The organism is Pseudofrankia asymbiotica (assembly GCF_001983105.1).
In the GTDB taxonomy this organism is placed as follows: Bacteria; Actinomycetota; Actinomycetes; order Frankiales; family Frankiaceae; genus Pseudofrankia; species Pseudofrankia asymbiotica.
Genome location: NZ_MOMC01000094.1, coordinates 20,886 through 33,518 on the forward strand (window position 1 = coordinate 20,886; position 12,633 = coordinate 33,518).

At 71.8% G+C, this 12,633-nt stretch carries 11 protein-coding genes; 5 read left to right on the forward strand and 6 right to left on the reverse strand.

The genetic code is table 11. The features are described from left to right. The first annotated feature begins 54 nt into the window (after positions 1–54). The gene (locus BL253_RS34805) at positions 55–525 is read left to right on the forward strand and encodes a DUF456 domain-containing protein (RefSeq protein ID WP_076821948.1); all 471 of its coding nucleotides are present in this window, start codon (positions 55–57) and stop codon (positions 523–525) included. A 112-nt stretch (positions 526–637) separates the two neighbouring features. Then, positions 638–1,762, forward strand: coding sequence for a GDSL-type esterase/lipase family protein (locus BL253_RS34810; RefSeq protein ID WP_076821950.1), 1,125 nt, complete (start codon positions 638–640; stop codon positions 1,760–1,762). Here BL253_RS34810 and BL253_RS34815 read toward each other — a convergent pair. Together BL253_RS34815 and BL253_RS34820 are read right to left on the reverse strand one after the other, a co-directional pair. Next, complete coding sequence (locus tag BL253_RS34815) at positions 1,754–2,278, reverse strand: YcxB family protein (RefSeq protein WP_158230478.1); 525 nt, start codon at positions 2,276–2,278, stop codon at positions 1,754–1,756. The two genes, BL253_RS34810 and BL253_RS34815, sit on opposite strands and share 9 nt — an antisense overlap. 158 nt (positions 2,279–2,436) lie before the next feature. After that, positions 2,437–3,309, reverse strand: a complete 873-nt coding sequence (locus BL253_RS34820; RefSeq protein WP_241835412.1) for a DUF429 domain-containing protein — start codon at positions 3,307–3,309, stop codon at positions 2,437–2,439. Between the two features lie 763 nt (positions 3,310–4,072). Between BL253_RS34820 and BL253_RS34825 the strand changes: the two genes are divergently transcribed. Beyond that, positions 4,073–6,832: an FHA domain-containing protein gene (locus BL253_RS34825; RefSeq protein ID WP_076821953.1), complete on the forward strand. Its 2,760-nt coding sequence runs from the start codon at positions 4,073–4,075 to the stop codon at positions 6,830–6,832. A gap of 78 nt (positions 6,833–6,910) precedes the next feature. Here the strand turns inward: BL253_RS34825 and BL253_RS34830 are convergent, their stop codons facing one another. Further along, complete coding sequence (locus BL253_RS34830) at positions 6,911–7,636, reverse strand: CoA transferase (RefSeq protein ID WP_476644135.1); 726 nt, start codon at positions 7,634–7,636, stop codon at positions 6,911–6,913. A gap of 503 nt (positions 7,637–8,139) precedes the next feature. On the opposite strand from BL253_RS34830, the gene BL253_RS34835 reads away from it, so the two are divergent. Together BL253_RS34835 and BL253_RS34840 are read left to right on the forward strand one after the other, a co-directional pair. Continuing rightward, complete coding sequence (locus BL253_RS34835; RefSeq protein WP_241835413.1) at positions 8,140–9,255, forward strand: hypothetical protein; 1,116 nt, start codon at positions 8,140–8,142, stop codon at positions 9,253–9,255. A gap of 116 nt (positions 9,256–9,371) precedes the next feature. Then, positions 9,372–10,796 (forward strand): ATP-binding protein, encoded by a 1,425-nt coding sequence (locus BL253_RS34840; RefSeq protein WP_076821957.1) that lies wholly within the window; start codon positions 9,372–9,374, stop codon positions 10,794–10,796. Positions 10,797–10,846: 50 nt separating this feature from the next. Here the strand turns inward: BL253_RS34840 and BL253_RS34845 are convergent, their stop codons facing one another. The 3 genes from BL253_RS34845 to BL253_RS41995 all read right to left on the reverse strand — a co-directional run. Then, positions 10,847–11,623 carry an alpha/beta fold hydrolase gene (locus BL253_RS34845; protein WP_241835414.1) on the reverse strand — a complete coding sequence of 259 codons (777 nt, stop codon included), beginning with the start codon at positions 11,621–11,623 and terminating at the stop codon, positions 10,847–10,849. A gap of 299 nt (positions 11,624–11,922) precedes the next feature. Next, complete coding sequence (locus tag BL253_RS34850) at positions 11,923–12,228, reverse strand: LLM class oxidoreductase (protein WP_241835415.1); 306 nt, start codon at positions 12,226–12,228, stop codon at positions 11,923–11,925. Between the two features lie 102 nt (positions 12,229–12,330). Continuing rightward, the coding region (locus BL253_RS41995) for a transposase (RefSeq protein WP_198946519.1) at positions 12,331–12,633 on the reverse strand (303 nt) is incomplete at its 5' end.

The window sequence follows — 12,633 nt, forward strand, 5'->3', positions numbered from 1 at the left end:
CGGCCGGGCAGCGAGGCCGCCCCTGGTGCCAGAGGAGGCACGTTGAGTGTCGACATGCAGGTGGTCGTCGGCGTCCTCATGGCCGTCGRCCTGATCGGGGTCGTCCTGCCGGTGCTGCCCGGACTTCTGATCATCCTCGGTGCCGGCCTGTGGTGGACCATCGCCGACGGCGGCGGAGCGCGCTGGGCGGTCTTCGCGGTGATGGTGGTGCTCGCCGCCCTCGGGACGGGGGCCAAGTACGTGCTGCCGGCCAAGGCCACCGCTGGCCGGGGCGCGCCGCCGACGACGCTGCTCATAGGTGTCGTCGGCGCCATCATCGGTTTCTTCGTGATTCCGGTGCTCGGCCTGCTGATCGGCGGTCTGCTCGGCATCTACCTGGCGGAGGTGGTCCGGCTCAAGGACTGGCGGGCGGCCTTCGGCTCGACCTGGGCCGCCCTTGTCGCGATCGGCATCGGCATGGTCATCGAGCTGGCCGCCGGCGTCCTCGCGGCCCTCACCTGGCTCGTCGCCGCCCTCGTTTTCTAGGGCAGCTGAGACGCCGGTCACCGTCGGCGACCGGGCGGCTGACCCCGGCTGGCGCCGCGGCGGGCGGCAGGCAGAATGAGCCTGCCGGACTGGTCATCGCGAGGAGACGTGCGTGCGCAGGACAGCCGGGCGGTGCCGCGCCGCGCGCCACCTCCGGCTCGCCACGCTCCTCTCGCTGGTCACCATCGTGCTGCTCGCCGCCTGTTCCGGCGACGGGGCGGCCCGAGGCGGCGCGTCGGCCACCTCCTCGCCGCCCCAGCTGCGCGTCATGATCGTCGGAGACTCGATCACCCACGAGTCCGCCGGCGACTACACCTGGCGCTACCGGCTCGCCGAGCACCTGACCCGCACGGCGCCCGGACGGGTGGACTTCGTCGGCGACCGCGACGACATCTGGGACAACGTCGCAGACAAGGGCGGCTCGCACGACTACGCCGACCCCGCCTTCGACAGCGAGCACCACTCCCGCTGGGGGATCTCACTACGCAGTGAGGTGCCGCAGATCGAGGCCGCCGTCCGCGCACACCCGGCCGACGTCATGCTCATCGCGCTCGGCGCCAACGACCTGACCTACTGGACCCAGCCGCCCGACACCGCCGTGCTGATGAAGCAGCTCATCGACAACGCGCGCCGGGTGAACCCGAACATGACCTTCGTCGTCGGCCATGTGCTCACCAGGGCCGACTTCCGCGACAACAGCATGAACCTGCCGACCGCTCCGCCGTTCAACGCGATCCTCGACGCGCAGGCGCCCGGCTGGTCGACGCCGACGTCCCGGGTGGTCGTCGCCCGCACGGACATCGGCTGGGATCCGCTGCGCGACGCCTGGGACGGCTCGCACCCGACTCCGGACGGAGAGGTGATCATCGCCCGCGGCTTCGCCGACGCGCTCGCGGGTCTGGGCATCGGCACGCCCTACGGGCCACTGCCCGGCCACATCCCGTGGCCGGGGATCGGGCGCAGACCCACCGTGGTTCTGACCAGGCCCGGCGACAGCCGCGTCACCGTCTCCTGGGCCGCCACGCCAGGCGCGACCGAGTACTTCGTCGAGCGCAAGGCCGTCTCCTGGGGCGAGCCGGACTTCATCCGGGCCCCGGCACCGGTCACCGGCTACAGCTGGACCAGCGACCCGTTGCTCCCCGGCGTCACCGTGGCCTACCGCATCGTCCCCATGAAGGGCCGCATGCCCGCGGCACCCGGGCCCGCCACCACCTTCACCGTCGGCGCATTACAGTGAACGCCCCGCGCGGCYGCCAGGAATGGGTTGGGTGTGCTGCGCGAGCAGTGCCATAAAGGCCGGCCTGCAAGCCTCATCCACCGCCTTGAGCGGAAGGATCTGCACCTGGGCGTAACGGCCGGTTCCGGTGAGCAGCAGCACGAACCTGTCAATCTCGACCCGGTACGGGTAGTGCTGCCAGCTTATCGACGAGGTCGTCGTCACCGTCTGGCTGCGTAGTCCATCGGCCCAGAGCTCGATGGTCATCGGGCTCGAGAGCCAGGGGTTGTCGCGCAGCTGGTTGCGCACGGCCATGCTGGCCAGCCGTCGCGGTGAAATCAGCACGAACATCAGGACGAGTGCYGGCACCGCGAAGATCAGCGAGAGYACGATGCCGAGCACGTCCGCGTCGCCCTCACCGGTAAACGCGAACAGCGCCACGATGGCGACTACCGCTACCAGCAGGATCCGCTGTCGGGCGACCAGACCGCGGGTCCGGGCAGCCACCGCGTCCGCGATGTCGTCCGGACTCAGCACAAACATCAGCCGGATAAATCCGGGCGTCGCTCTTATATCATCCATATCGGACACCGGGCAGAGTATAGGGCCTGGTCCGTTCGACATTCACCTGCCTCACCGGGCACCTGCCCGAGGCCGACAGATGACCGGGCTGGGGATCCGAAAAGAAAAGAGGCTCAGTACCAGATGACGATCGGCTCCGCGCGGTCGTCGAGCTGGGCGGGCTCGGTGGCGGGGAGCCGACCGGCCTCGCCAGTGGCGATCCGGTGCGCGCTCCACGCGACGGCCGCGGCGTCGAGGACGTCGACCGGCGGGACGAGGTTCGCGCCGCCGAGGTCGTCGGGCAGCACGATGCCGGCGGCGCGCAGCAGGGCCCGCCGCCGCGCCGCGCCCGCCCAGGTCGTCTTGGCGTGGGCGAGCGGGGCGTGCGCGGGCATCACCGGGACCCCGCCGCGAGCGACGACCGCGCGCACGTCGCTGCCCAGGATGTCGCCGGGGATGAGATCACCGGTCTCCCTGCCCGCGGCGACCATCGCCAGCCAGGCCTCGGCCGGCTCGGTGCGCGGGCGGGCGGCCATCGCGGCGAACGCCACCTCCKGGTGCACCTCGTACAGCCGGCCGGGCATCCGCTCACGCAGCACGTCGGCCTCGAGGAGCTTGTGCCGCAGACCCCAGGTCTGCTGCGTGAGGCCGGCGCCGGTCAGCGCCCGGCAGTGCACGTTCGCCGCGCCGAAGTCCGCGTACCCCCACACCGAGCGCGGCGGGACCAGGAAGACGCTCGCCCGGCGCGGCCCGAGCACCGCTCGAGCGGCGTGGTCGGCGGCCCGCCAGCCCTCGTCGAGCAGGCCGAGGGGCATGTCGACGCCGATCACGGCGACCGTCGTCGTGTCCACGAGCGCGCGCAGCTCGCCGGCGAAACGAGCGCCGACGAACGCGCCGCCGGCCAGCTCGACGGCCACCCACCCGCCGGGGCACGCGTCCACGCCGAGCACCCTGACCGGGCCGGTCGGCCCGCCCGCCCGCATCTGCTCCCCCGCTGACGACGACATGCCGTTCACCCTGCCAGACAACCCCTCCCTGGGTAGGTGGAAGTCCGCCAGCCGGCCCAGGCAACGGGCCAGAGGGCCGGCGCCAGGTCTCGGCCCGCTCGTCAGGCGGCCAGCACGCCGGACGGCCAGCACGCCGGACGGCCAGCACGGCCAGGTTGGTGGCGCTCGTCGGTGTGGAGCAGCGGTCCTCAATGCGGGCGAAACGCCATATCGCGCGTGGCATGGCGTCGCAGGTGAGCAGACGGCTCTGCACGCCGATCTGACCTCCTACACTGGGCGTGCCAGCGGCGGCGCCCGCGCCGACCTGGTGTTTCGGACGCCTCGCTCCCGACCGGGATCCGGGAAATCCCGGTCGGGAGCGGGGGTTACATCGGCCACCGTCGACGCACCCGATTCCGGTGGCCCGTCCAAGTCGTGCTTCCGCTCCCGCACCGGCTCAAGCCCGCTTTGGAAGCGCGCGGCGAGGTCGACCCCACCATCGAAGAAGAGCCCATCAACGACGGGCGCGGCTGTCGCGTGCATGACAGACCGGAGAAAACCCCGAAAATGATGGTGCTCGGGGTTCTGTCACGCCAGCATGGGAGCGACCCGACGGTCCCCGGGTCGGTGGTGTGAGGGGGGACGGCAATGCCGTACGCAAAAGGCTGGCCCGGTGGCCGGTATCAGTTCGCGAATGTGAGCGGGTCTGGCGCGCCCGCCATACGATGGTCAGTCGCGGCGCCGGGCGCGTTTCCGGTCGCCCGGTCCATGGCGGCGTAACGCCATGCCGGAGGGACTGACAATCAGCGTTGGCGACCAGGTCGTCTCCGTGCCGCCCGACCGGCCCTTCGTCGTGGGCCGCGCGGCTGCCTGCGACCTGGTGGTCGCGAATACCAAGGTGTCGCGTCGCCACGTCCTGCTGGAGCCCACGCCGGACGGCTGGGCCGCCGTCGACATCAGCACGAACGGGACGTGGGTGTCCGGCCGGCGCGTGCACCGGGTGCGCATCCGCGAGGAGTGCCGCCTCCAGCTCGGCGCGGTGGACGGCCCGGAGATCGTGGTGACGCTGGCGTCCGCGCCCACCGCCCCGACCGACCTGCGCGCCGCTCCCGCGGCGCGCGGCGAGGCCCTCGCGCAGAGGCCAGCGCCGCGGCCAGCGGTGGCCGACGACCCGCCGCGCCTGGCGCCGGCGGCCCCCGCCAGGCCGGCGAACGGGAGCGCCGCCGCGCCAGCCGCACCCGCCGCGCGGGCGGGCACCCCGGCACCGCGGGCGGCCACCGCACCGGCCACGCCGGCCGCACCCGCCGCACCCGCCGCACCGCCGCGGGCTCCCAGCTCGTCCCGGCACCCGGACGCGGACGATCCCTGGTCCGAACGGCCCACGCTGTTCCCCCGCGGCCAGCAGGTGGGCCCGGTACTGCCGCCAGCCGACTGGGCCGACGCCGACGACCGCGACGGGCAGGGCCGCACGCACCCGCTGCGGATGGGCCGGATGTCGATCGGCCGGGGCCTTTCCAACGACGTCGTGGTCAACGACCTGCTGGCGTCCCGGGAGCACGCGGAGCTGCTGGTCGGCCGGGGCGGCGCTCAGCTCGTCGACCTCGGCTCGGCGAACGGGACGTTCCTCAACGGCCAGCGCATCGACCGGGCGGTTCTCAAGCCCGGCGACGTGATCGCGATCGGCCACCACATGTTCTATGTGGCCGATCAGCACCTGTCCGAGCACATCGAGACCGGCGACGTCGAGTTCGAGGTCGACGGCGTCTCGGTCGACCGCGACGGGAACCGCCTGCTGCACGACCTGACGTTCAAGCTGCCGGCCCGCTCCCTGCTGGGCGTGATCGGTCCGAGTGGCGCGGGCAAGTCGACGCTGCTGGGTGCGCTGACGGGCTTCCGGCCCGCGAACGTCGGCACGGTGCGCTACGCCGGCCGTGACCTCTACACCGAGTACGACGAGCTGCGCCGCCGGATCGGCTACGTGCCGCAGGACGACATCCTGCACACCTCGCTGACCGTGCGCCAGGCGCTCGAGTACGGCGCCAAGCTGCGTTTCCCCGCGGACACGACCAGCGAGGAGCGCCGCCGGCGGATCGACGAGGTGCTGGCCGAGCTCAGTCTCACGAACCGGGGCTCGGGCGGGGCCGGCGGGCCGAACGCGCTCGCCGGCACCGACGCGTCGCGGCTGCGCTTCATCGACGACGACGAGGCGGCGTCCGCGACGAGCGGCGGTGACCTCGCCGACCGGCAGGTCTCCAAGCTGTCGGGCGGCCAGCGCAAGCGCACGAGCGTCGCGCTGGAGCTGCTGACCCAGCCGACCCTGCTCTTCCTCGACGAGCCGACCTCCGGCCTGGACCCGGGCCTGGACAAGGAGGTCATGGAGACGCTGCGCCGCCTCGCCGACGGCGGGCGGACGGTCGTCGTCGTCACCCACAGCGTCGCCCAGCTGAACCTGTGCGACTACCTGCTGGTGCTGGCCAAGGGCGGCCACGTCGCCTACTTCGGCCCGCCGCAGCACGCGCTGGAGTTCTTCGAGGAGGCCGACTGGGCCGACGCCTTCCGCGTCCTGCAGACGAACAAGGGCGCCAAGGCGCTCGCGAGCCGGTTCCGGTCCTCGGACCTGTTCATGCGGGGCTCCGCGGTCGTGCCGTTCGCGCGGCCGGAGCCGGCGGCACTGCCGAGCATCCGCCAGCAGTCGGTGCTGTCCCAGCTGGTCACGCTGTCCCGGCGATATATGAAGGTCATCGCCTCCGACAAGTCCTACCTGCGGCTGCTCATCGCATACCCGATCGTCCTCGGGGCGATCCCATGGACGATCAAGACAAGCGCCAAGTTCGGCCTGCCGGGCGACGGCAAACCGAACCTGGACGCGCCGCGGGCGCTGCTCGTGCTGATCCTGATGGCCTGCTTCATGGGCATGTCCAACGCGGTCCGCGAACTCGTCAAGGAACGGGAGATCTACCGCCGAGAACGGTCGATCGGCCTGTCGACCACCGCCTACCTCGGCTCCAAGGTCGTCGTCCTGACGCTGATCACCGGGCTGCAGGGCGCCCTGCTGACGGCCATCGCGCTGGTCACCCGTTTCCCACCGGAGGGCGCGGTGTTCAAGCACGCCGCGTGGGCGGAGATGCTCATCGCCGTCGGCCTCACCGCGGTCGTCTCGACGATGGTGGGCCTGATCGTCTCCGCGGTGGTGGACAACGCGGACAAGACCATGCCTCCGCTGGTGGTGYTGACGATCTCGCAGCTGGTCTTCACCGGGGCGCTGCTGGTGCTGCCCGGCGCGAAGGGCCTGGAGCAGCTGTCCTGGCTGTTCCCCGGCCGGTGGGGCTACGCCGCGGCGGCGTCGACGTCCGACCTCAACGCCATCCAGCTGTCCGGCACCGAGGCGAACCCGGCCGTCAAGGTCGACCCGCTGTGGAAACACGCCGCGTCGACCTACGTGGGTGACCTGGTAGGTCTGCTGGTCATCGGGTTCGTCGCCCTGATCGTGACGGCCCTGCTGCTACGCCGGCTCGACCCGCGCCGCGCCCGCAACCGCCGCTGACCAGCCGCGCGCGGCGGCACCCGGCCAACCGGGCGCCCGCCGCCCCGTACGGGACAGCGCATGTGTAGATCCGCGCCGTCAGAGGACGGCGCCGCGTTCCTTCAGCTCCGTGATCTCCCGCCAGGTCAGGCCGAGCTCGAGCAGCACGGCCTCGGTGTGCTCGCCGTGCTCGGGCGCGCGGGTCGGCTGGCCGGGCCGGCCGTCGAACTGCACGGGCGCGGTCACCATCGGCAGGCCGAACCCGGCACCCATCTCGACGTCCGCGACGTAACCGTTGGCGAGCACCTGTGGGTCGTCGTGGACCTCGCGTGGCGTCTGCACGGGCGCCCACTCCCCCGCGAACCCCGCCAGCGCCGCCCGCCAGGCCGCGAGCGGCCGCGTGGCGAAAAGGGTGTCGAGCTCCTCGACGCAGGCGGCGGCGTTGCGGCGACGGGCGTCCAGGTCCGCGAACCGCGGGTCGGCGGCGAGCTCCGGGCGCCCGAGCGCGGCGCACAGGCCGGGCCAGTGCCGGTCCGGCGAGAGCATCATCAACGCGACGTAGCGGTCGTCGGCCGTCCGGTAGGTGAGCATCAGCGGGTTCCAGACCGCCTGCCGGTCGACCCGGGTGCCAGTGCGGCCGGCGGCGTCCACCCCGCGGTAGACGTTGTGCAGCCCGACGGTGGTCAGCGCCCGGTACGGGTCGCCCGTCGTCGGATGCTCCACCTTGACGACCCGGGCGCCCCATTCGCCGAGCACCGCGCTGGCCATCGGCACGAACACGTGGGTGGCGACCTCGAGCACCCGCACTCCGGCGAGCGGAGCCACCTCAGGCAAGATCGAACCTCTCCGCCAGGCCAGCACAGCTAAGTAACCGCTCATTAAATATCGCCGCCCCCGGCGACCAGGCGCCACAGGTCCGAGATTCAGAGATCCAGAGATCCGGGTCGAAGCTCTGGGCCACCGTTGGCCGCGGACGCCGAGGCTGAACGGCGAAGGGGAGCGCAAGATCGCCCGGTCCGATGCCGCCGTCCCTCCCGACGCGGGCGGACGACCAGCGGATGATGTCGAGGCTGGCGCCCGCGACCACGCCCAGCTCATCGCCGCCGACCAATCCGGCGTCTTACCCATCGGGAGCGTCAGGAGAAGTCGGGAGCCGGCGACGCGACCGGCGCCGAACTCCACCCCGTGCCGGGGCGATACATTCTGGCCCGCCGGCCACGAATTCGGGACCATCGGCCAGAAAAGGGCGTGGCGCGCGCGAAATGTCGTCGGGACAGCGCGACCCGTCAGCCACGAGAACGAGCCTGCCGGTGTCGAGAGGACAGACCATGAGGTCGACGACGCGGAGAGCCATCCCTGCCGGCCGCAGGCACGGGCGCCGGCGCTGGCTCGCGCGGGCGTGCCCGCGGCCCGCGCTGGCCATGGCCCTGGCCGCGGCGTTGGCGACGACAGGTGTGGCCGCCTGCTCCGGCGCCGACCAGCAACCGTCACCCCCGCCGCCGACCGCCGCCACCGCGGGCAGGGCGCAGGCCACGGCGGGCGTGCCCGCCCGGCCGGACACGCTCGTGGCGGTCACCACCCAGGGCGCGCTGGTGGTGCTGGACCCGCGGACCGGCCACGCCATACGCACCCTGCGCCAGGATGGCGTCGTCGGCGACGCGGTGGCGCTCACCCCCGACGGCAGAACGGTGTACTACGAGGTCGGCACCGGTTGCGAGCATGAGATCTGGCGGGTCGGCATCGACGGCGGGGCACCGACGAAGGTCGCCTCGAAGGGCAGCGTGCCCGCCCTGAACCGTGATGGCACCCGTCTCGCCTACGCGGTGCAGTACGTCTGGTCCACCACCGCCGGCGACTGCCTTCCGCCGAGCGGCAACGTGGCCGCCACCTTCCAGGTCGTGGTCCTCGATCTGGCGACGCGCAAGACCTGGCAGTACCCGATGCCGCCCAAGGTCGCCGAGTCGGGGCTGCCCGCGCCGGTCGGGCACCTGTCCTGGGCGCCGGACGGCGCCCGCCTGGCCGTGTCGATCACCGCGGTCCAGGACAACGAGGGCTGGCAGCTGTCCCTCATGAACCCGTCGACGGACACGACCTACTTCCGTGAGGACGGCTCGACCAACGTGCCGCTGGCGGGCGTCGACCGGTACACCTACTACTACCCCGAGGCCGTCTTCCTGCCGAACGGGCATCTGTTCGCGGTGCGGCAATGCTGCGCCGGATACCCCCCGAAGACGACGTCGGTCGACGTGGCGGAATTCGATCCGGCGAACGGCCGGCAGATCCGCCAGATCGCGGTCGGCCTGACCGACCGGGGGCACACCAGCCTGTCCGTGAGCGCCGATGGGCACTGGCTGCTCTACCTGTCGGGAGCCGACCTTCAGGTCTCCCAGGACGGCGCCCGGCCGACGACCCTCGCCTCCGGCTTCCAGGCCGCCGCCTGGTAGCCGAGCCACGCCACCCGCCGTCGCACCGCGCGAGCGATACTTTCGGCCGCGATACTACCGCCAATGTTAGTATCATCAATGATACTAACATTGCGATCTTCGGATGGGTGGCTGCGATGGTCACGTTCGTGGGCCGGGAGCGGGAGCTGGCCGCTCTCGGCGGCCTCCTAGAGGGCGTAGGGGCTGCCGCTGGTTCGGGCAAGCCCGGTCGCTGCCTGCTCATCCGCGGTCGACGTCGGATCGGGAAGTCGAGCCTGGTCGAGATGTTCGTCGACCGGGCTGGTGTACCGACGGTGTTCTTCACCGCGGCCGGGACCGCCGCGGACGTTGAGCTCGAGGCCCTCCAGGACGCGGTCGCGTCGTCGACACTGCCGGATCGGGCGGTGTTCGACGACGCGCTGCCCGGGAACTGGAGCGCGGCTTTTCGGCAACTTGCCAGCACGCTGCCCGACGACAGCCCCAGCGTCATTGTGATCGACGAGGTTCCCTATCTGATGGACCGAGTCGACGCGTTTGAAGGCATACTGCAACGCGCCTGGGACCGGGAGCTGAGCCGCAAGCCGGTACTGTTGATCCTCATCGGCTCGGATCTGTCGATGATGGAGGCGCTGGGATCGTATGGACGACCGTTCCACCAGCGCGGACAGGAGATGGTCCTCGGCCCGCTCAACCCGACCGAGGTCGGCCGGATGCTCGGCCTGYAACCGGCCGACGCGTTCGACGCCGCGCTGGTAACCGGCGGGCTGYCGCTGATCTGCGCGGCCTGGCAGCCGGGCGACGACCTGTGGGCCTTCCTTGGCCGGGAGCTCGCCAATCCCGTCTCCGCGCTGCTGGTGTCCGCGGAGCGGTCGCTGGCCGCCGAGTTCCCCGACTCGGCCAACGCCCGCAACGTCCTGACCGCGATCGGCGCGGGCGAGCGGACCTTCACCAACATCGCCCAGGCGGCCGGGCAGATCGCCCACACCAGTCTGACCCGCTCGATCGACGTGCTGACAGCCAAACGGATCGTCGTGACAGACCTGCCGGTCTGGACCAGGCCGTCGAAGGAACGGCGCTACCGAGTGGCGGACCCCTACCTGCGGTTCTGGCTACGGTTCGTCGGACCCAACCTGCCCGAGATCGAGCGGCTGCGCGGTGATCTAACCTTGGCGCGCGTCCGCGACAGTTGGACCGCCTGGCGCGGCCGCGCCGTCGAGCCGCTGCTTCGGGAGTCCCTGGCTCGTCTGCTACCCGACGACGTGCTCCCCGCGGCGCCCGCCGTCGGCGGTTACTGGAACCGGGCGAACACCATTGAGATCGACGTGGTTGGGGCCGATCGCGAGCCGATAGCCAAGGAGATCCACTTTCTTGGATCCATCAAGTGGTTCGAACGTGCCCCGTTCGACCCGCATGACCTGGCGTCGTTGCAGAAGCACCGCGCCGCCCTCACCGATGAGCCGATCCCGCTGATCGCGGTCAGTCGCAGTGAGGTCACCGCCACCGGTCTTGTCGCCGTCTACCGCCCGGCCGAGCTCCTTGCCGCGTGGGAATCACCCGTATAGCAGCCCTCCGGCCACATCACCCGGCGTGTGGCGGGATTATCGGTCGGGCGTCAGCCGCGATGGATGAAGCCTGCCGCGTGACTGACGAACTCGTCGAGGCGGTTCCACAGCGTGGCCCGGGTGGGGGCGAAGTTATGCATGTGGGCCATGCGGCGGACGACGAGGACCGAGAGGTCGGTGGCGGCCCTGAAGCCGGCGATCTCCTCGGCGGGAGAACGGCAGACGTCGCGCTCGCCCGAGGCGAGCAGGACCGGGACGTCGATGAGAGCGACCTGCGCGGCCAACGCCCCGGGCATCATCAACTCCAGGCTGAAACCGGGATAGGCGGCGGCGCCCCATGGCGGGGGCGTGTGTCGGGCGGGTACCCCGGCGGCGATGTCGGCCGCGACGAGGACGGCGAGAGCGGCGCCCTCGTCGTCGCCCCCGTCCGGAGGGACCGGCCGGGCGGTGGCCCCCGGGTCCTCCCAGTGGAAGATCCAGGCCCAGTCGGCGCCGGCCATCCGGGCGAGCGTCGCCTGCTCGGCGGTCGCGCCGTCCGGTACGGGCACGGTGCGGCCCGGCCGCAGCGGCAGGTTCGTGCCCGCCATGCTGCTGCCGAGCATCGCGACCGCGTCGAAGGTGCGGTGGTAGGCCTGCATGCCGGCGAGCGCGTGGCCGCCCAGCGACTGCCCCGCGCCGACGACCGCCCCCGGCCGAAACGGCGCGATGCCCTCGGCCAGGGAGCCGGCACGCATGCGGTCGAGGATCGTCACGACCGCGGCGTGGTTCGCCGCGGCCACCGTCGGCAGATTCGTGATCTCCGTCGGTAGCCCGGTGCTGTCCCCCACGCCGAGATGGTCGATCGCGACGACGACCGTCCCGCGCGCGACGTGGTGCGCGGCCTGGCTGAATCCCGGGGCCGGCAGGTCGAAGTAGCGCCGGTTGTACCCACCGCCGGCATCAGGACGAGCACCGGCGGGGCCGCCGCCAGCGCCTCGTCCGCCGGGAGGTGGACGCTCGCCGCGACGTGCCAGCCGTCGGCGCCGTCCGCGGCCGCGACGGCGACCTTCAGGTCCACCAGCCGCGTGGATGCCATCTCGCTCCTCCTCTGCGCCGGGGAGACGCTCCGTTCTAAGGAAACAGGTGGTCAGACGTCGGCGGGGCTCGCCGCGTCGGCCCCGCGCGAGGCGACTCGGAGCGCGGCGGCGAAGTCGGCGATCAGGTCGTCGCCGGCCTGGTAGCCGGGGAAGTAGGCGCAGACACGGTCGCAGTCGCCGTAGCGGGCGACGATCTCGGCCGCCACCTGGTCGGGAGTGCCGTGCACGGCGAGCGTGCGCAGCATGTCGTCGTCGATCAGTTTCGTCATCGCGGCCCATTCGCCACGCTTGGACAGGGCGTTGAGCTCGGGTTGCAGGTCTCCCCAGCCCTCGACGTCTAGGAGACCGCTGAACAAGGCGGGTTTGGGTTCTTCCCTGGCTGGGCGTGTGGTGGCGTGTCTGGTCAGGGAGGGGTCGGGTGCTGGTGGTTATCGGGTCTGCCGGGCGGGGGTTGCGGGTTAGGCCGTGGTCGCGAGGGCCCAGCGGCCCTGGGGGGTGCGGGTCAGGCCGAGGGTGGTCAGTCGGGTGAGGTTGACGGTGGCCATCCGGAGTTGGAACCAGTGGTTGTTCGCGGTGGCGCCGCGGTAGCGCAGTCGGCGGTGGCGTCCCTGGTGGATGAACCAGGCGATGGAGCGTTCGACCATGGGGCGGTGTTGTCGGTAGGTCTCGCGTAGGCCGGGSTCGGTTCTCCACTGGTCGCGGGCCTGGGCCAGGACGGTGTGGTGGGGGTGTAGTTCGAGGGAGCGGCCGGTCTTGTTGGT